19 protein-coding genes and 1 other RNA gene are annotated in these 17,113 nt (G+C 67.6%); 16 read left to right on the top strand and 4 right to left on the bottom strand.

The genetic code is table 11. From position 1 onward, the window contains the following. The first annotated feature begins 10 nt into the window (after window positions 1-10). The 8 genes from P0Y60_11365 to P0Y60_11330 all read left to right on the top strand — a co-directional run bounded on the left by P0Y60_11365 (window position 11) and on the right by P0Y60_11330 (window position 7,104). Entirely contained in the window at window positions 11-2,077 is a 2,067-nt protein-coding gene (locus P0Y60_11365) for a flagellar biosynthesis protein FlhA (protein WEK59944.1), read from the top strand. A gap of 89 nt (window positions 2,078-2,166) precedes the next feature. Beyond that, window positions 2,167-2,415, top strand: a complete 249-nt coding sequence (gene csrA / locus P0Y60_11360; GenBank protein WEK59943.1) for a carbon storage regulator CsrA — start codon at window positions 2,167-2,169, stop codon at window positions 2,413-2,415. 122 nt (window positions 2,416-2,537) lie between these two features. After that, window positions 2,538-3,020: a flagellar export chaperone FlgN gene (gene flgN / locus P0Y60_11355; GenBank protein WEK59942.1), complete on the top strand. Its 483-nt coding sequence runs from the start codon at window positions 2,538-2,540 to the stop codon at window positions 3,018-3,020. Between the two features lie 6 nt (window positions 3,021-3,026). Then, window positions 3,027-4,433, top strand: coding sequence for a flagellar hook-associated protein FlgK (gene flgK / locus P0Y60_11350; protein WEK59941.1), 1,407 nt, complete (start codon window positions 3,027-3,029; stop codon window positions 4,431-4,433). Window positions 4,434-4,447: 14 nt separating this feature from the next. Then, window positions 4,448-5,335: a flagellar hook-associated protein FlgL gene (gene flgL, locus P0Y60_11345; GenBank protein WEK59940.1), complete on the top strand. Its 888-nt coding sequence runs from the start codon at window positions 4,448-4,450 to the stop codon at window positions 5,333-5,335. After that, a complete protein-coding gene (locus P0Y60_11340; GenBank protein WEK59939.1) occupies window positions 5,332-5,721 on the top strand; it encodes a flagellar assembly protein FliW in 390 nt (129 codons plus the stop codon). The genes flgL and P0Y60_11340 overlap by 4 nt, the downstream gene beginning before the upstream one ends. 195 nt (window positions 5,722-5,916) lie before the next feature. After that, entirely contained in the window at window positions 5,917-6,237 is a 321-nt protein-coding gene (locus tag P0Y60_11335; protein ID WEK59938.1) for an HU family DNA-binding protein, read from the top strand. 168 nt (window positions 6,238-6,405) lie between these two features. Beyond that, complete coding sequence (locus P0Y60_11330) at window positions 6,406-7,104, top strand: sigma-70 family RNA polymerase sigma factor (protein WEK59937.1); 699 nt, start codon at window positions 6,406-6,408, stop codon at window positions 7,102-7,104. On the opposite strand, the gene P0Y60_11325 is transcribed toward P0Y60_11330, so the two are convergent. Beyond that, window positions 7,059-8,315: an ATP-binding protein gene (locus tag P0Y60_11325; protein WEK59936.1), complete on the bottom strand. Its 1,257-nt coding sequence runs from the start codon at window positions 8,313-8,315 to the stop codon at window positions 7,059-7,061. The genes P0Y60_11330 and P0Y60_11325 overlap by 46 nt on opposite strands. A gap of 532 nt (window positions 8,316-8,847) precedes the next feature. Between P0Y60_11325 and P0Y60_11320 the strand changes: the two genes are divergently transcribed. Further along, a complete protein-coding gene (locus P0Y60_11320) occupies window positions 8,848-9,105 on the top strand; it encodes a hypothetical protein (protein ID WEK59935.1) in 258 nt (85 codons plus the stop codon). A 50-nt stretch (window positions 9,106-9,155) separates the two neighbouring features. Then, window positions 9,156-10,109 (top strand): L-lactate dehydrogenase, encoded by a 954-nt coding sequence (locus P0Y60_11315; GenBank protein WEK59934.1) that lies wholly within the window; start codon window positions 9,156-9,158, stop codon window positions 10,107-10,109. A gap of 22 nt (window positions 10,110-10,131) precedes the next feature. Here P0Y60_11315 and P0Y60_11310 read toward each other — a convergent pair whose 3' ends face one another. Further along, window positions 10,132-10,890 carry an SDR family NAD(P)-dependent oxidoreductase gene (locus tag P0Y60_11310; protein ID WEK59933.1) on the bottom strand — a complete coding sequence of 253 codons (759 nt, stop codon included), beginning with the start codon at window positions 10,888-10,890 and terminating at the stop codon, window positions 10,132-10,134. Window positions 10,891-10,990: 100 nt separating this feature from the next. Here P0Y60_11310 and P0Y60_11305 point away from each other — a divergent pair, with 100 nt between their 5' ends. Then, on the top strand, window positions 10,991-11,827 hold the full coding sequence (locus P0Y60_11305) for a helix-turn-helix domain-containing protein (GenBank protein WEK59932.1): 837 nt from the start codon (window positions 10,991-10,993) through the stop codon (window positions 11,825-11,827). 13 nt (window positions 11,828-11,840) lie between these two features. Here the strand turns inward: P0Y60_11305 and P0Y60_11300 are convergent, their stop codons facing one another. After that, entirely contained in the window at window positions 11,841-12,689 is an 849-nt protein-coding gene (locus tag P0Y60_11300; GenBank protein WEK59931.1) for an aldo/keto reductase, read from the bottom strand. A 48-nt stretch (window positions 12,690-12,737) separates the two neighbouring features. Between P0Y60_11300 and P0Y60_11295 the strand changes: the two genes are divergently transcribed. The 4 genes from P0Y60_11295 to rnpB all read left to right on the top strand — a co-directional run bounded on the left by P0Y60_11295 (window position 12,738) and on the right by rnpB (window position 16,025). After that, window positions 12,738-13,154 (top strand): YchJ family metal-binding protein, encoded by a 417-nt coding sequence (locus P0Y60_11295; protein ID WEK62907.1) that lies wholly within the window; start codon window positions 12,738-12,740, stop codon window positions 13,152-13,154. Between the two features lie 35 nt (window positions 13,155-13,189). Further along, on the top strand, window positions 13,190-13,924 hold the full coding sequence (locus P0Y60_11290) for a C4-type zinc ribbon domain-containing protein (GenBank protein ID WEK59930.1): 735 nt from the start codon (window positions 13,190-13,192) through the stop codon (window positions 13,922-13,924). Between the two features lie 22 nt (window positions 13,925-13,946). Then, window positions 13,947-15,644 (top strand): bifunctional 3'-5' exonuclease/DNA polymerase, encoded by a 1,698-nt coding sequence (locus tag P0Y60_11285; GenBank protein WEK59929.1) that lies wholly within the window; start codon window positions 13,947-13,949, stop codon window positions 15,642-15,644. 24 nt (window positions 15,645-15,668) lie between these two features. Continuing rightward, window positions 15,669-16,025: RNase P RNA component class A (gene rnpB / locus P0Y60_11280), an RNA gene on the top strand. A gap of 59 nt (window positions 16,026-16,084) precedes the next feature. Here the strand turns inward: rnpB and P0Y60_11275 are convergent. Further along, a complete protein-coding gene (locus tag P0Y60_11275) occupies window positions 16,085-16,831 on the bottom strand; it encodes an ROK family protein (GenBank protein WEK59928.1) in 747 nt (248 codons plus the stop codon). 69 nt (window positions 16,832-16,900) lie between these two features. On the opposite strand from P0Y60_11275, the gene P0Y60_11270 reads away from it, so the two are divergent. Beyond that, window positions 16,901-17,113, top strand: a complete 213-nt coding sequence (locus P0Y60_11270; GenBank protein ID WEK59927.1) for an SPOR domain-containing protein — start codon at window positions 16,901-16,903, stop codon at window positions 17,111-17,113.

The following is a 17,113-nucleotide window of genomic DNA, read 5'->3' as shown; positions in this document are numbered from 1 at the left end:
GGTGACACGCATGTTCGGTCAAATACTGTCCAAGGGAGCCGTCCCGGTCGGTGTCGTCGGCATCATCCTGTTGCTCATCGTGCCCATCCCCACTCCGCTGCTGGACGTGCTGATCGTGGTGAACATCTCGTTCGCGCTCCTCATCCTCCTCACGGCCATGTTCGTGAAGAAGCCACTCGACTTCTCGGTGTTCCCGAGCCTCCTGCTGGTCGCGACGCTGTTCCGCCTGGGCCTCAACGTCGCCTCGACGCGCCTGGTGCTGAGCGAGGCCCATGCGGGGCAGGTGATCCAGGCCTTCGGGCAGATCACGATCAGCGGGTCTCTGGTGATCGGAGCGGTCATCTTCCTGATCCTCACCGTGATCCAGTTCGTGGTGGTCACGAAGGGTGCGGAACGTGTGGCCGAGGTGGGTGCGCGCTTCACCCTCGATGCGATGCCCGGCAAGCAGATGGCGATCGATGCCGACCTGAACGCCGGACTGATCACCGATTCCGAGGCGCGCAGACGCCGCGCGGAGGTCGCCGCCGAGGCCGACTTCTACGGTGCGATGGACGGCGCATCGAAGTTCGTCAAGGGCGACGCCATCGCGGGCATCGTGATCGTGATCATCAACTTCGTCGGCGGCATCATCATCGGCATGGCCCAGCACGGCATGGAGATGACCGACGCGCTGGAGACCTACAGCATCCTGACGATCGGCGATGGTCTGGTCACTCAGATCCCCGCACTGCTCATGGCCGTCTCCACCGGCATGATCGTGACGCGCGAGAACGTCGAGGCCGAGATGGGCCAAGCTGCCGCGCGGCAGCTGCTCCAGTCGCGAAACGCCCTCGTGATCACGGGCCTCGCGGCGATCGCGATGGGGTTCATCCCCGGGATGCCGCTGCTGGTGTTCGCGGGGATCGGCGCCGTGTTGTTGTTCGCCGCCTCGCGTGTCAAAGCCAACGAGGATCGCGAAGCCGCGCTCGAAGCGGACACGAGGCAGCAGGAGGCGGTCGAGGCCGGCTCCGAGGGGCCGGAGGAGCTGATGGACCGCATGCGGGTGCATGCCCTGGAGATCTCCCTCTCGCCCGACATCGTCGATCTGGCGTCCGGGGGAGCGGGCGACCTGTTGACCCGGGTGAAATCCCTCCGGCGCAAGCTCGCACTCGACATCGGCATCCTCATGCCGCCGGTGCGCACGCGCGACAACATCGAGCTGCCTGCTCAGACGTATGCGATCCTCATCGCGGGCGTCGAGGTGGGTCGGGGGGCCGTGCCGCGGGAGCACGTGCTGGCGATCGGGACGGGACTCGAGCAGCTCCCGGGCGACGTCGTGGTCGACCCCGTGTTCGGCCTCGAGGGCAAGTGGGTTCCCGCGGAGATGTCGCACGCCGCTGACATGGCGGGAGCCACCGTCATCGACCGCGCGAGCGTCATCATCACGCACCTGTCGGACGTGGTGCAGAGTCAGGCACATCGCCTGCTGTCGCTCGAGGACGTGCGCCAGCTCACCGAGCACCTCAAGCAGTCCAGCCCGACGACGGTCGAGGAGCTGACGCCCGCGGTGCTGTCGTTGGCGGGGATCCAGCGCGTGCTCGCCGGACTTCTCGCGGAGCGGGTTCCGATCAACGACCTCGCCCGCATCTACGAGGCGCTGGCACTGCGTGGCAAGACGTCGACGGAGACTCCTGGTCTGATCGACGCCGCGCGTGCGGCTCTGGGGCCGGCGATCGCCGCGCGATTCGCCGAGGACGGGCGACTCCGTGTCGTCATGTTCGAGCCGATGCTGGAGCAGCAGATGCTCGAGAGCATGCGTGTCGTCGACGGGCAGCCGCAGATCGTGCTTGCGCCGGAGGCGACGCTGCAGGTGCTGGAAGGGGTTCGTCGGACGGTCGGAGAGCTCGCACAATCGGGACCGGAACCCGTTCTCGTCTGTGCGCCGTCGCTGCGTCAGGCGGTGCGCAGGATGATCGCATCGCAGGTGGATGGTCTCCCTGTGCTCTCGTACGACGAGGCCGGTTCCGGGGGGCTCGCGACCGACGTGGTCGGCGTCGTGAGAGCGACGCAGTCGGCGTTGCCGAGCAGCGCGGTATAGCGGGTCGGATCCTCTCGTTTACGAGCGTATGCATTAGCTTTGTGAGCGGGATGGCGTGAACGCGCCGAAGCCAGGGAAGGCGGATGGGCATGCTGGTGCTGACGAGGCGCGCGAACGAGAGCATCGTGATCGGCGACGACATCACGGTCACGATCCTGGCGGTGACACCCAGCGGTGTGCGCATCGGCATCGATGCCCCGCGGGACATGCGCATCAACCGCGCCGAGATCGTGGTGGCGGTGAGCGACGCCAATCAGGAGGCCGTGCAGGCGTCTGCCGACGAATCCGCAGAGAGTGCCCTGCTCGGTGCGCTGGGTCGCCTCACCTCTGCGCCCTGAGGTTTGTCAATGGGGAATTCTCCCCATCGGGGTCGAGTTACTCGCCTCGGCGTTGTCGCGATAGTCGTGGGTATGGCGGGCGAACCCGTCATGAAGACCCCGACCTGACGAGGTGACGTATTGTGGCCGCCCACGACCTGAGCATGCAACTGCTGCGGGAGCGCGAACTGCTCGAGATGCTGCTCTTCAAGCTCGACGAGCAGCAGATGCTCCTGGCGACCGGCCGAAACCGGTGGATCCGTCATGCCTCCACCGAGATCGAGCGCGTGCTCGCCGCGATGCCGACCGTCGCGCTCTCCCGTGATGCGCTGGTCGTCGCGACCGCGGACGAATGGGGTGCCCCGGAAGCCACGACGCTGCGCGAGCTGATCGACGCATCGCCGACGGAGGGATGGCGCGAGGTGCTCACCGGGCACCTGACCGTGATGACCGCGCTCGCGGACGAGATCGAGCAGATGAAGCAGATCAACGAGCAGCGGCTGCGCACGGCGATCCGCGTCACTCAGGAGACGATCGCCGGACTGGGCGTTCCCTCGGGCGAGTACACCCCAGCGGGCGATGTCGTGCGCGACGGCGACGCCCGACTTCTCGACACCCGGATGTGAGGAACCATGTCTTCGTTCGCAGGTCTTCGTATGGCGGAATCCGCTCTCTCCGCCGCTCGGGCGGGCATGACCGTCACCGGTCAGAACATCGCCAATGAACGGACGGCGGGCTACACCCGGCAGCGCGTCGACCAGACCTCCGTCACCGGCCCCGGCCAGACGGGCCTCTGGAAGAGCGGGTTGGGGATCGGCGGCGGCGTGAACGTCACCGGTATCGCCCGACTCGGTGACGCGGTGCTCGACGCCCGAGTGCGCGATGCGCTCTCGACATCGGGATTCTGGAGCGCGAGGGCGACCGTGGCCGCCCGCGCGGAGAGCATGCTGGCGGAGCCGACCGCTGATGGTCTCGCCGCGAACCTCAACCGTTTCTGGGCCGGATGGTCGGATCTCGCCAACACGCCGGAGCCGGCCGCCGCGCAGGTCGTGCTCACCAACGCACAGGTGCTCGTGGGCCAGATCGCCGCGGGCTACGAATCCGTCGCCGGGCAGTGGACCGACCTGCGCGGTCAGATCGACAGGGACATCGCCGATGTGAACGCCGTCGCGGGCCAGGTCGCGACGCTCAACGGGCAGATCCGCGACGCACTGCAGTCCGGTCGCAACGCGAACGAGCTCATCGATCAGCGGAACGTGCTCGCACAGCAGCTGTCGACGGCAGTCGGGGCCAAGGGAGTGGTCGAGAGTGACGGCACCCTCACGGTGCGCGTCGACGGCAACGCGCTCGTGTCGGGAGATGTCGGCCGTCCGCTCACGGTGAGCGGCCCCCGTGAGCTCTCCGACACCGGTCGCATCGTCGTCGCGTGGGCTGACAGGCCCGATCTCACCGTCGGTGTGAGCGGAGGAGTGATCGGGGGGACCATCAGCGCGCTCGCACCCGCGAGTGACGGCGGATCACTCGCGGCGGTCGCCACCGCCTACAACGAGACCGCGGCATCCCTGGCCGCCGCCGTGAACGACCTGCACCGGTCCGGCGTCACCAGCACCGGCGCGGCGGGTGGTGATTTCTTCACCATCGACGCCTCGGGACCGGCGGCACTGGGCCTGCGAGTCGTTCCCACCGGACTCGACCAGCTCGCCCTCGCTGCACCGGGCGGAGGCGCGAAGGACACCACGATCGCAGATCGCATCAGCACACTCGGGACCGCAGCGACGGGGCCGAGCAAGACGTGGTCGAGCTTCGTCACCGGATTCGCCGTCACCGTGGCCGGCGACCTGCAGCGCGCTGACATCGCCGACATGGGAGCGGTGGCTGCGGTGACGGCGCAGCAGTCCAATGCGTCGGTGGACGGCGACGAGGAGACCATCAACCTGCTGACCTATCAGACGGCCTATCAGGCGGCGGCCCGCGTGCTCACAGCCGTCGATGAGGCACTGGACCTGCTGATCAATCGCACCGGCCTCGTCGGCCGCTGACCTGGGGAATCGAAATGATCGGACGCATCACGAGCAGCACCATGACGCAGCAGTCGCTGCGCACCTTGCAGACGAACCTCGCCGATCGAGAGCGGCTGCAGAACCAGGCGGCCTCGCAGCGCGCGTTCCGGACTCCCAGCGAGGACCCGGCCGCGGCCGCCACGACGCTCGGCGTGCACGGCGAGCAGTCCAGGGTCGCGCAGTACGCGCGCAACCTCAGCGATGGAATGGCCTGGGTCACGACGGTCGACACCGCCCTGTCGGCGAGCACCGCGCTCCTCAACCGCGCGCGGGATCTGACGGCGCAGGGAGCGAACTCCGGGGCGCTCAGCCCCACCGCGCGCGAATCCATCGCTCAGGAGCTCGAGACCATCAGCGCCGAGCTGCTCGCACAGGCCAACACCACGGTGCTCGGACGGAACGTCTTCGCGGGCACGAGCGACGCCGGCGCAGCGTTCGATCCCGTCACCTTCGCCTTCGCCGGCAGTGCAGGAGACGGTGTGCAACGCCGCATCAGCGACAACGAGACCGTGCGCGTCGATTTCGACGGCTCTCAGGCATTCGGCGAAGGGGCAGGCAGTGCATTCGCGCTCTTGACCGACATCGCCGCCGACCTGCGCAGCGGGGCGAACGTCGGATCGCGACTCGACGACATCGACGCGAAGCTCAAGGATGTGGTGTCCGCACGCGGAATGACCGGAGCCCGCCAGGTGCAGATCGAGCGAGCGGCGTCACAGAACCTCTCGACCTCCACCGACCTCGAGGCGCGTCGCGTCCAGGTCGAGAACGTCGACAGCCTCGAAGTGCTCGTGCGTCTGAAATCCGCCGAGCTCGTCTTCCAATCCGCCCTGCAGGTCACGGCCACCTCCCTGCAGACGAACCTTCTGGAGTTCCTCCGATGATGTCCGTCCTTCCCGCTGCCGTCGCGGTGGAGTTCGCCTCGGCGTTGCCGGGCCTGAGTCCGTACACCGCCTTCGCACTCGAGCCGATCTCGGGAGCAGAGGGCCTGTTCGCCCTGCGCTCGGTCGATGCGGACGTGCGCCTGTTCCTGCTCGACACAGCGACGGTCGACCGCGGCTACGCCCCTCGGCTCCCTGCGGGGGTCCGCCTCGAGATCGGCGCGGCCGACGACGAGGCGCTCCTGCTCTTCGTGGTCGCGAATCCCTCGGACGACGGCGTCCACGTGAACCTCCGTGCCCCTATCGTCATCCGGCCGGAGACGGGCCGCGCGGTGCAGGTCATCCTCGAGGATCAGGACTATCCGATCCGCGCACTCCTCGGGCAGTGACGACGGTGACGCTCGCGAATCAAGATAATTCGAGATTCACCGCATATACCAAGGAAGAAGCACTATCCTCTGAGGGATAAGGGCTGGGGCCTCACAGATCCCGGTGTCGTACGAGGGGGGCCTCGACGACCCGAGGGTCTGGCTGTCGGGGACACAGCGAAAGCCGCTCGGTGACGGGCGAACACACAGGGGACGATGAAGATGAGCAGTGTCAAGACGTTCGACGCCAATCGGGTGAGCAAGCGGGAGTTCGTCCAGCGATTCGCCCGCCGCGGGGGGATCTCCGTCTTCGCCGCCCAGACCGCGTACAACGCGATGATCGACGAGCTGCTCGACCTGGTGGGTCAGGGGAACACCGTCACCCTCACCAACTTCGGGAAGTTCTACCCGCAGACCCACAAGGGTCACCGCGTCCAGTTCGGCAACGACGAGGGAACCGGAGAAGTGAACGACTACACGGTGCTGAAGTTCTCCGCGACGCGCGAGGTAAATCGCCGTGTCAAGGTGAACGACTGAGGATCGTGATCGGATCGTGAACAGGAATCCCCGGGGACTGCGGTCCTCGGGGATTCGTCGTCGTCGTGCGGCTCTAGTCTGTATTCCAGACAATCCCGACCACTGTGCAGTGGTCTCGCTGTGAGCCGCTGGGGAGGCTGACGCTGACAGTGAAAGTGACGATGCCGTATGCCCCTGCGCGCACGCAACAAACTCGTGGTCGAGCACCTGCACATCGTCGGCGCGGCAACCGCGCGCGTCGCTGCACGTCTGACCCACGTCTCGCGCGATGATCTGGCCGCCGCGGGCGCCGTGGCGCTCGTGCGGGCAGCCGACCGGTACGACGCCAGTCTCGGCGTTCCCTTCGGTGCGTTCGCGCGCAGTCGGATCAACTGGGCGCTCAAAGACGAACTGCGCGCGATGGACTGGGCGCCGCGCGACGTCCGCGCCGGCGTGCGAGAGGTCGCGAGGGCGCGAGAGCGACTTCTCGCCAGCCTCGGGCGCACGCCGACCGTGGAGGACATCGCCCGCATGCTCGACATCGCGCCGACGGTCGTGCGGGAACGTCTCGCGGACGCAGGACGCGTGCTGACGAACCTTGATGCGACCGAGGTCGAAGAGGTCGTCTGGAACGGCCATCTGCCCGACGAAGTGGTGATCGCCTCGGAACGCGACGACGTGCTCCGACGCGCCGTCGACGCGTTACCGGAGCGGAAGCGCGCCATCATACGAGCCGTCTATTTCGACGAGCGCACGGTCACCGACGTCGCCGCCGAGCTCGGTGTCTCGCACGCGGCCGTCTCGCAACAGCGTTCCGAGGCGGTGCGGATGCTGCGCGAGGCCTACCTCGAACGGATCTCCGCCGGCGGCCACAGTCCGAACCCGTAGTTCGTCTGGCCTACGAGGGCGAGGCTCACGAGGGTGGGATAGACCTCCGGCTCTTCGTCATCGTCGCCCAGCAGGTCGAGCCTGTCGATCGGCACGAAGATGCTGCCGTCCGGTTCGAAGATGAGATCGCGCGGCACGAACGAGGCGAACATCGAGCGCGTGGAATTGCGCAGCTCGAACGTGCGTCCGACATCGCCGCGCTCGAACAGATTCATCTCGACCTCGTCGGACCAGACCTTGCCGTCGGGGAAACGAGCTTCGATGCGGTAGGTGCCCGGTTCGACCGACTTGATGTTGAGGTCGTCGACGATCTCCGAGAACAGGGCGCCCGGCTGCTGGAGCTCAAAGGCGATGGCGCGCAGATGGTCGTAGTTCAATCGCGCGCGGCGCGAGAACAGGGCGACGTTCTCGATCTCGTCCGGATCGGCGCCCGGCGCCTGGTCGACCAGATACTGCCGCACCTCCTCCGGTCCCGGGTAGTCGAAACGCAGGTGGTAGTGGAAACGACCGGGGCGATTGACGAGGTAGGTGCTCACGTCGGAGATGTCGTTCACAGAGAGGCAGTAGATCCGCTTGACGGATGAGAGCCCATCGAACAGGGACAGGAACTGGTTCTGACGGTTCAGACCGTCCGTGAGACCGCGCCGGCCGGCGGGGAAGATCTTCTCGAACTCGTCGAAGAGGATCAGGCATTCGTCGAGGCCGTCGAGGAACTCGACGATCCCGTCGTTGTCCTCGGAGACGATGACGACCGGCAACCCCTGTTCTCTCGCCGCCTCGGCGACCATTCGCAGGAACAGCGACTTCCCGATGCCCTTGTCTCCGGAGAGCATCACTCCCAGACTCCGCTCTGACAGCGCGTACGAGCGGAAGATCTTCGCGATCTTCTTCTCTCGTCCGCCGTAGACACGTTCGGATCCGATGCTGAGGTCTTCGATCCTGATGAGGCTGAACCCCTCTTTGGAGGAGAAGCCCACACGATAGGTGCCCAACGGGAATGACGCGTGCGTGCGCACGGCGTCGTCATAGACGCGGACGTGTCCGCCGGTCTCGATATAGGTGCTTCCCAACGCCCTCTTCCTTCTTCGCTCCCCGGTATGTCTATCGGCAGGGCGGCGACAACCGTAAGTCATCGTCGGGGGATTTCTCCTGCCGGATGCGCCGGGATCCGCCGCCACCGGCGTTGCGCGCTGTGGGGGATCCGCCTGCACACTTTGTCATGTCGCCCGTGGCGCGACAAGGCGAGTGCGGCGTGTCGATTATTCGTTATCTCTTCGTTTACGTGCAGTCCGAAAGACGACTCACTCCTTCGGAGGGACCGGGGGCGACCCTGTGTGGTGTGCGGCGGTAGAGCTCTCCTTCTGACCGGAGTAGGGAACTTCGAGTTCAACTTCTGGCTGGTCTCCGACACTTTCTTGACGTAGGCTCAGTGCCACTGAGACTCTGCACAGAGGGTCGAAGTCATGTAGCTGCATGTCTGGGGAGCGTCGTCGAAGTGCGGAGCTCTGCGTCCTTCCGACGCGTTCGCGCGTTCGGAGATGCGGAATCCGTCGTCGCCTCGACTCCGAACAGTCCGGGATGCGCGCGGCGGAGGGGTCGCGTCCGTTCACGGAGCACTATTTGGTGCGCTGTCATGAGCTTTCGGCTCAGCAGCGGGCGACATAAGAGAAAAGCACGTGGCGTGAGGATCAGGGGCCGGATCCGAGTAGCGAGCAGCCCCTGAACACGAAGTTGGTAGTAGAAGTGCACGACGACGAAATCCGCGCCATCAAGGCGGGAGTCCTCCGGCAGACCGCCGAGGAGTTCCGCCGAGCGGCCGCATCCGGCGAAGATCCGCAGGCCAACCTCTTAGCGGCCGCCCTGCTCGAGCGACGCGCCGAGCGCATCGCAGCCGGAGAAGACGACCACTCGTCCATCCTGCTTCCGAACGACGCCCCGGCCGACGCTGAGGGCCCGCGCGGTGCGACGCCGGACGAGAGGTCCGAAGACACGGCCGACTGAACGCCGCTGCACCCTGGAATCGGGGCGTCCGCGCCTGCGAGACTGAGCGCATGGAGATCATCGAGAACTCGAAGCTCACGGTCGTCGGCGCGGGGAGCGTGGGCTCGAGCGTCGCCTACGCCGCCCTCATCCGCGGATCCGCCCGCCACGTCGCGCTCTACGACATCGCGACGGAGAAGGTCGAGGCCGAGGTCCTCGACCTCGCGCACGGCACGCAGTTCACCGGCTCCAGCGACATCATCGGGGGGAGTGACATCTCCGTGGTCGCCGGCTCCCACGTCGTCGTGATCACGGCGGGCGCGAAGCAGCGCCCCGGGCAGACGCGCATCGAACTCGCCGAGGTCAACGCCGGCATCATCCGCACCATGATGCCGCAGCTACTCGATGTCGCCCCGAATGCCGTCTACGTCATCGTGACGAACCCGTGCGACGTGCTCACCGTGTTGGCGCAGGAGGAGACAGGGTTGCCGGCGGAGCGGATCTTCGCCTCGGGTACGGTGCTCGACACGTCCCGACTCCGATGGAAGCTCGCTCAGCGCGCGGGGGTGTCGACCGCGAGCGTGCACGCCCACATCATCGGCGAGCACGGTGACACCGAGTTCCCGCTGTGGTCGCGGGCGACCATCGGTACGGTGCCGATCCTCGAGTGGGAGATGCCTGGCCATCCGCGGATCAGCAGGGTCGAGCTCGATGCGATCGCCGTCGACGTGCGCGATGCGGCCTACAAGGTGATCCAGGGCAAGGGTGCGACGAACTACGCGATCGGGTTGTCCAGCGCGCGCATCGTGGAGGCGATCCTGCGCGACGAGCACGCGGTCATGCCTGTCAGCACGGTCCTGAACGACTTCCATGGGCTCGGTGGGGTCGCCCTGTCCGTGCCGTCGATCGTGAGCGCGACCGGGGCGGTCCCGATTCGCAACACCACATTCTCCGACGAGGAGCTCGCGTTGCTGCACCGTTCGGCCGATGCCCTCGCCGGCGTCGCGGCATCGTTGAGAGGCTGACGCGGGCGAGGGCGTACGGATATCAGTGCGGGTCGAGGCCGTTCAACGTCGCCACGACCTGCGCGTAGTCGCCCCGTGCCTCGCCGTAGCGGAGGAACTTGACCGTCTCGACCTGGATCTCGGTGGCATCGGGCCTAGCATCGATCAGCTCGACGACCTCCGAGATGAAGTCGTCCAGCGGCATTGCGTGCGCGTTGTCTTCGTGACCGGGCATCAACGAGGTGCGCACCGCGGGCGGCTCCAGTTCCACGACCTTGACGCTGGTGCCCGCGAGCTGCAGCCGGATCGACTCGCTGAGCATGTGGATGGCGGCCTTGCTCGCGTTGTAGCTCGGCGTGGCACGCAACGGCGTGAACGCCAGTCCGGATGACACGGTCATGATTGTCGCGTCCGGGACGCTCTGCAGGTGCTCGATGAACGCACCGATCAACCTGATGGGTCCGAGCACGTTGGTGATGACGGTCTCCTCGGCGGTCGCCAGGAATCCTTCCGGAGTCGTCCAGTCCTCGACGCGCATGATCCCGGCCATGGCGATCACGATGTTCAGGTCCGGGTGGGCGGTGATGACCTCGCGTGCCGCGGAGGCGATGCTCGCCGGGTCGGTGGTGTCGATCTGCACGGTGCGGATGCCGGGATGCGCGGAGCCGATGGTGTGGAGCAGTTCGGTGCGGCGTCCGCCGACGATGACCGTGTTGCCCTTCTCGTGGAGGCGCACCGCCAGCGCGAGTCCGATTCCACTCGTCGCGCCGGGGATGAATATGGTGTTTCCGCTGATGTTCATGTCTCCACTGTCGGGCGCTCGTGCGACGTGTTCCAGAGAGCGCCTATCCAGGGAGCGGCGGTCCCTGGATGCGTCGACGATCCCGGGGGATACTTCACTGGTGGACAGAGAAGCACTGGCTGAGTTCCTCCGGAGGCGCCGCGAGTCGTTGAGCCCGGCAGACGTCGGACTGAGCGCGGGGGCACGACGGCGCACCACCGGCCTGCGTCGCGAGGAGGTCGCGCAGCTCGCGACCATGTCGACCGACTATTACACCCGACTGGAGCAGCGCCGAGGTCCGCAGCCGAGCATGCAGATCCTCGCCGCTCTCGCTCGAGCGCTGCGTCTGAGCTCGGATGAGCGCGACTACCTGTACCGCGTGTGCGGCTACAGCGCACCGGATCGCGCGGCCGCGTCGGACTACGTACGACCCGGCATCCTCCGCGTACTCGACCGGCTGCACGACACTCCGGCGTTCGTCGTGTCGGTTCTCGACGAGGTGCTCGTCCAGAACGACGCGGCACGGGCGATCCTCGGTGACGCGAGCGGGCTCACGGGCCTGGAGCGCAGCGGCATCTATCGCTGGTTCGCTCGACCCGCGCAGGAGCGCCTGCGGTACCGAGCGGAAGACCACGATCGCCAGAGCCGTGCGCTCGTCGCAGCGCTGCGTTCCGCCCAGGGTGTGCTCGGCGCTCGCTCACGCGCCGGGGAGATCGCACGAGCGCTCACGGAACTCAGCCCGGAGTTCGTGCGGATCTGGGAGACGCACGAGGTGGCTCGCCGGTTCGAGCAGCACAAGGTGATCGTGCATCCCGAACTCGGCGAGATCGAGGTCGACTGTCAAGCGCTCTTCACCGAGGACGAGACGCAGGCACTCATCGTGCTGACCGCCGCGCCGGGGAGCGATGCGGCGAGCAAGCTCGAACTGCTCCGGGTCATCGGCACGCAGGTCGTCTGACCTGCTCTGGGTCTCAGGACTCCTCGTGGGTCCGAGGGTCGGCGCCGAACAGGCGGCCATCGGCGCGTCCGAGCGCCGTGATCGCTTCGACCTCCGCCGGGTCGAGCACGATCTCCGCGGCGGCCAGGTTCGCGACCTGGTGCTCGAGCGACGACGCCTTGGGGATCGACACCGTACCCCGAGCGACGTGCCACGCCAGCACCGTCTGGGCCGGGGTGATGCCGTGCGCCGCGGCGACCTCGATGATCGACGTCTCCTCGAGCAGCGCCTTCGCGCGTCCCAACGGGCTCCAGGCCTCGATGAGGATGCCGCGATCGCGGTGGTAGGCGATCTGATCCTCCTGCGGGAAGTACGGGTGCACCTCGATCTGGTTGACGACCGGACGCACGCCGGTCTCCTTCTCGATGCGCTCCAGGTGCTCCGGCAGGAAGTTGGAGACGCCGATCTGCCGGACGGTGCCGCGCTGCTGTGCGTCGACCAGGGCCGCCCACGCCTGCACGTACTCGTCCTGGCTGGGGTTGGGCCAGTGGATCAGGTGCAGGTCGGTGACATCCAGTCCGAGCCGCGAGCGGCTCTCCTCGATGCTCGTCCGTGCCTTCTCCGCGGGGTGGTGGCGGCCGGGCAGCTTGGTCGTCACGATGACCTCGTCGCGGTCGACGGCCGCCGCAGCGACGCCGCGTCCGACCGACCCCTCGTTCTCGTAGTTGAAGGCCGTGTCGACCAGGCGGTAGCCCGCGCCCAGTGCGCCGGCCACTGCCGCCGCGCCCGCGTCGCCGTTGAGTGCGTACGTCCCCAGGCCGATCGCCGGAAGGGCGAAGCCGTTGTGGGCGGTGAACTGAGGGACGACGATCTGAGTGCTCACTTTGCTCCTTCGAGACGGATTCCCTCAGCGTACGCTGGGGCGGTGACCATGAAGGGCCGCGTTGCGGCGGATGACACGGCGGCGCATGATGACACCCCATGCCTCTGCGGCTCGGGTGATCGATGGGGCAGCTGTTGCGGACCGCTGCTCGGAGGAGCGCCCGCTCCGACCGCGGAGCGGCTGATGCGCTCGAGGTACACGGCGTTCGCTCTCGGTGACGTGCCCTATCTGCGAGAGACCTGGCATCCGTCGACCCGGCCGCAGGTCATCGAGATCGAGCCTGACTTGCGCTGGCGTCGCCTCGACGTGCTGGCACGAAACGGTGGCGGGCCTTTCGACCGTGACGGCGTGGTGGAGTTCGAGGCGCGCTGGAGGCAGGGCGACGACGCGGGGTCGTTGCATGAGCGCAGCCGTTTCGTGCGAGAAGACCGTCGGTGGTTCTACGTGGACGGGGAACTGCTGTGAGGGCGCCGCGGCATCCCAGACGATAGATTGGGGGAGTGAATTCCAGCCCCGAGAACCAGCGCATCCTGCTCGACATCGCCGACCTGGATCGGCGGGTCGCGCAGGCGGAACGTGCCCGCGCCAAACCGTCACAGGGTGCGCGGATCACCGAGCTGGTCGCCATCCGCCAGGAGCAGCTGCGCGAACTGACCGATCTGACCGGCACTCGTGACGACGCGCGCACCGAACTGCGGCGCCTCGAATCCGACGTCTCGCTCGTGGAACAGCGTCGAGCACGCGACGCCGACCGTCTCGCCACCGCGACCAACGCGAAGGAGGCGCAGGCTCTCGAGCATGAGCTGGCGAGCCTCGCGAAGCGTCAGAGCGATCTGGAGGACGCTGAGCTCGACATCATGGGTCGCGTCGAGGAGGCCGACGCCGCTGTGGCCGCCCAGCAGGCTCTGATCGACACCACGACCGCGGAAGGGTCCACCCTCACCGCGCAGGCCAAGGCGGACGTTGCCGCCGCCACCGACCTCATCGCGCAACTGGGTCGCGATCGCGAGGCCGTCGCAGCGGCGCTTCCCGCCGATCTCCTGGGCGAGTACACGCGCCGCGCAGCCAACTCCGCGGGCGCTGCACTACTCACCCGCGGAACCTGCGAAGGCTGCCGGATCCTGCTCCCCGGCACCGACCTGAATGAGATCCGCCGTGCACCCGCGGACGCCGTCCTCTCCTGCCCGGAGTGCGGATGCATCCTCGTGCGCACGGAGGAATCCGGACTCTCGTGAGCGGTGCCCGCACCCGACGACGATGAACGCGCCGTCGGCTCCGGAGCGACGCATCGCCCTGGTGGCGTTCAGTTCCGGTGAGCACGCGGCCGTCGAGCTCGACGAGGACGACCGCGAGTTCGCGCGCGTGACCCTCGCCCGGGCGGAGCTGTCAGGCTGGGTGGCGTCGGCGGAGGCGACGGACTCGCCGCGCTGGATCATCCGCAGCGCGAGGGAGACCTACGCGGTGCTGCTGGCTGATGGCGTGCGTCTCACCCGTGCGCACGATCTGCTGCTGTGCCACGCGATCCTGCGTGACACGGCAGCCGTGGACTCGCCGTTGCCCGGATCCTCGGCGTGGTTGCGCCGTGAGCCGACCGATGCGCCGCCGGCCCTGTTCGACGTCTTCGACGACGACCGGGGTGAGGATCCTGTCGCGACGATGCTCGATCAGTATCGGGCGCAGCGAGACGTGATGGGCTCATCCGCCGACGGACGTCTGACGCTGCTCTGCGCGGCGGAGTCGGCCGGTGGACTCATCGCCGAGGAGATGCGTGCCGCGGGCCTGCCGTGGAACGAGCAGGTGCATGACCGGATCCTCACCGATGTGCTCGGCAGGCGTCCGGCCGCGGGCGGACTGCCCAGCCACATGGTGGAACGCGGGGAAGAGGTGCGCGCCCTCCTCGGAGACCCGAATCTGCACCTGGACAGTCAGCCGAAGCTGCTGCGCGCCCTGCACAGGGTGGGCGTGCCTGTCGAGTCGACCAGCCGGTGGGAGCTCGCGCAGCATGAGCACCCGGTGGTCGCACCACTCCTGGCCTACAAGAAGCTCTCGCGTCTGCTCAGCGCCAACGGCTGGGCCTGGCTGGCCGAGTGGGTGCATGACGGGCGTTTCCGGCCGATCTACATCCCCGGTGGGGTCGTCACGGGACGGTGGGCGTCGGCGGGCGGGGGAGCGCTCCAACTGCCACGGAGCCTCCGCCCTGCTGTGCACGCGGACCCGGGGTGGTCCCTCGTCGTCGCCGACGTCGCACAGCTGGAACCGCGGATGCTGGCCGCCATGTCGTCGGACGAGGCCATGGCCCGTGCGGCCCAGGGCAAGGACCTGTACGCCGGAGTCGTCGAGTCCGGCGCCGTCGGCACGCGCGAAGAGGCGAAGTACGCGGTGCTCGGCGCGATGTACGGCGCGACCACTGGTGACAGCGGACGGCTGGTCCCGCGGTTGCGCAAGGTGTACCCGCGTGCCATGGCGCTGGTCGATGCGGCGGCCCGCACGGGCGAGGACGGCGGGATCGTGTCCACGTGGCTCGGGCGTTCGTCTCCGCGTCCGGCCGATGAGTGGATGCGACTGCAGGCCGAGGCGACGGCGGCGGACGCCGACCCGGCCGTGGTCGCACTCGCGCGGCGCCGCGCCCGCGACTGGGGCCGGTTCACCCGCAACTTCGTGGTGCAGGGCACGGCCGCGGAGTGGTCACTCATCTGGCTCGCGGAGATCCGACATCGACTGGCGCAGATCCCCGAATCGTCGACACCCGCGCGCGCATCGGGTCCCTTCGGGCGGGTGCCGCATCTGGCGTTCTTCCTCCACGACGAAGTGATCCTGCACGTGCCGGAACAGCATGCCGAGCAGGCGGCTTCGGCCGTGCGCGAGGCCGCCGCGGTCGCGACCCGCCGACTGTTCGGCGGCTTCCCGATCGACGTCCCGCTGGATCTGCGCATCGCGATGTCGGCCGACAAGTAGCCGGAGATAGACTGAGAGCGCGAATGGGTCGACTGGACGGTCGCGTGGCGGGCAACCGCACCGAGGAACGTCCGGGCTCCTCAGGGCAGGACGGTGGGTAACGCCCACCCGGAGCAATCCGCGAGAAAGTGCCACAGAGAGCAGACCGCCCCGCAAGGGGTAAGGGTGAAAGGGTGGTGTAAGAGACCACCGGGGGCCATGGTGACATGGCCCGCCAGGTAAACCTCGTCCGGAGCAAGGTCAGACAGAGGATGTTGACGCGGCTCGCCGAGTCCTCGGGTAGACCGCTAGAGTGCCACGGCAACGTGTCGCCGAGAGAGATGGCCGTCGAAGGGGCGAAGAACCCCGGAACAGAACCCGGCGTACAGGTCGGCCCATTCGCCTCACACCTGAGAAGGCCCCGATGACTGCACCGTCACCGGGGCCTTCGCGCGTCAGGGTCAGTCGCCGGCGAGCGACGCCGCGCCGATGATGCCGGAGTTGTTGCGGTGGATCGCCGGAACGATCGGGGTCTTCAGCTCGAGCAGGGGGAGGAAGTCGCCCGCGTTCTTGGAGACGCCGCCGCCGACCACGAAGAGGTCGGGGCTGAAGAGGAACTCGATGTGCGAGTAGAAGGCCTGCAGGCGCTCGGCCCATGCGGCCCAGCTGAGGCCCTCGCGCTCGCGTGCCGAGGTCGCCGCCCACTGCTCGACGGACTCGTAGGTGCCGAAGTTCAGGTGCCCGAGCTCCGTGTTCGGAAGCAACACGCCGTCGTAGAGGAAGGCGGACCCGATCCCGGTGCCCAGCGTGGTGAGCAGCGTGAGGCCGCGCACGTCCCTGGCTGCTCCGTGGCGCGACTCGGCGACGCCCGCGGCATCCGCATCGTTCACGAAGACGATGTTGCGCCCGAGGCCGTCACGGAAGAAGCGCTCCGCGTCGAAGTCGACCCACTCCTTCGAGACGTTCGCAGCCGACAGGGTCTTGCCGCGCTTGACGATGGCCGGGAAGGCCACGCCGAGCGGGAGCGTCGAATCGTGTACATCGAGAGTCTTGAGCACCGTCTGCACGGCCTCGAGGACATCCTGAGGGGATGCTCCGGTGGGGGTGGGTACGCGCACACGATCCGATTCCATCGTGCCGTGCGTGAGGTCGACGATTCCAGCCTTGATTCCCGTGCCGCCGATGTCGACGCCGATCGCTTTTGCCATGGGCGATAGCTTAGCGACCACGGCGTACGCCAGTAGGATCGGAGTCACCACGTGAAGGAGGGACGGAACATGTCTGACGGTGATGACAAGTACTGGTACAACTCGGAGACCGGGCAGGTCGAGTTCGGCATGATCTCGCCCTCCGTCGATCGGGTCGGTCCTTTCGACACGGAGGCGGAGGCCAGCCGCGCCCCCGAGGTGCTCCAGGAACGTGCGCGTGCCTGGGCCGATGAAGAGGCAGCCGAGCAGGGCTGGGACAGCAAAGGCCAGGGCGCAGAGTAG

It is taken from the genome of Candidatus Microbacterium colombiense (genome assembly GCA_029203165.1).
Classification (GTDB): Bacteria; Actinomycetota; Actinomycetes; order Actinomycetales; family Microbacteriaceae; genus Microbacterium; species Microbacterium colombiense.
Note: the sequence above shows the minus strand (reverse complement) of the source record. Positions and strands in the feature narration are given on the sequence as shown.

Coding starts and splice junctions, on each gene's coding strand:
- P0Y60_11365 (WEK59944.1), top strand. CDS start 11: ATGTTCGGTCAAATACTGTCCAAGGGAGCCGTCCCGGTCGGTGTCGTC.
- csrA (WEK59943.1), top strand. CDS start 2,167: ATGCTGGTGCTGACGAGGCGCGCGAACGAGAGCATCGTGATCGGCGAC.
- flgK (WEK59941.1), top strand. CDS start 3,027: ATGTCTTCGTTCGCAGGTCTTCGTATGGCGGAATCCGCTCTCTCCGCC.
- flgL (WEK59940.1), top strand. CDS start 4,448: ATGATCGGACGCATCACGAGCAGCACCATGACGCAGCAGTCGCTGCGC.
- P0Y60_11340 (WEK59939.1), top strand. CDS start 5,332: ATGATGTCCGTCCTTCCCGCTGCCGTCGCGGTGGAGTTCGCCTCGGCG.
- P0Y60_11335 (WEK59938.1), top strand. CDS start 5,917: ATGAAGATGAGCAGTGTCAAGACGTTCGACGCCAATCGGGTGAGCAAG.
- P0Y60_11330 (WEK59937.1), top strand. CDS start 6,406: ATGCCCCTGCGCGCACGCAACAAACTCGTGGTCGAGCACCTGCACATC.
- P0Y60_11315 (WEK59934.1), top strand. CDS start 9,156: ATGGAGATCATCGAGAACTCGAAGCTCACGGTCGTCGGCGCGGGGAGC.
- P0Y60_11310 (WEK59933.1), bottom strand. CDS start 10,890: ATGAACATCAGCGGAAACACCATATTCATCCCCGGCGCGACGAGTGGA.
- P0Y60_11295 (WEK62907.1), top strand. CDS start 12,738: ATGAAGGGCCGCGTTGCGGCGGATGACACGGCGGCGCATGATGACACC.
- P0Y60_11285 (WEK59929.1), top strand. CDS start 13,947: ATGAACGCGCCGTCGGCTCCGGAGCGACGCATCGCCCTGGTGGCGTTC.
- P0Y60_11275 (WEK59928.1), bottom strand. CDS start 16,831: ATGGCAAAAGCGATCGGCGTCGACATCGGCGGCACGGGAATCAAGGCT.
- P0Y60_11270 (WEK59927.1), top strand. CDS start 16,901: ATGTCTGACGGTGATGACAAGTACTGGTACAACTCGGAGACCGGGCAG.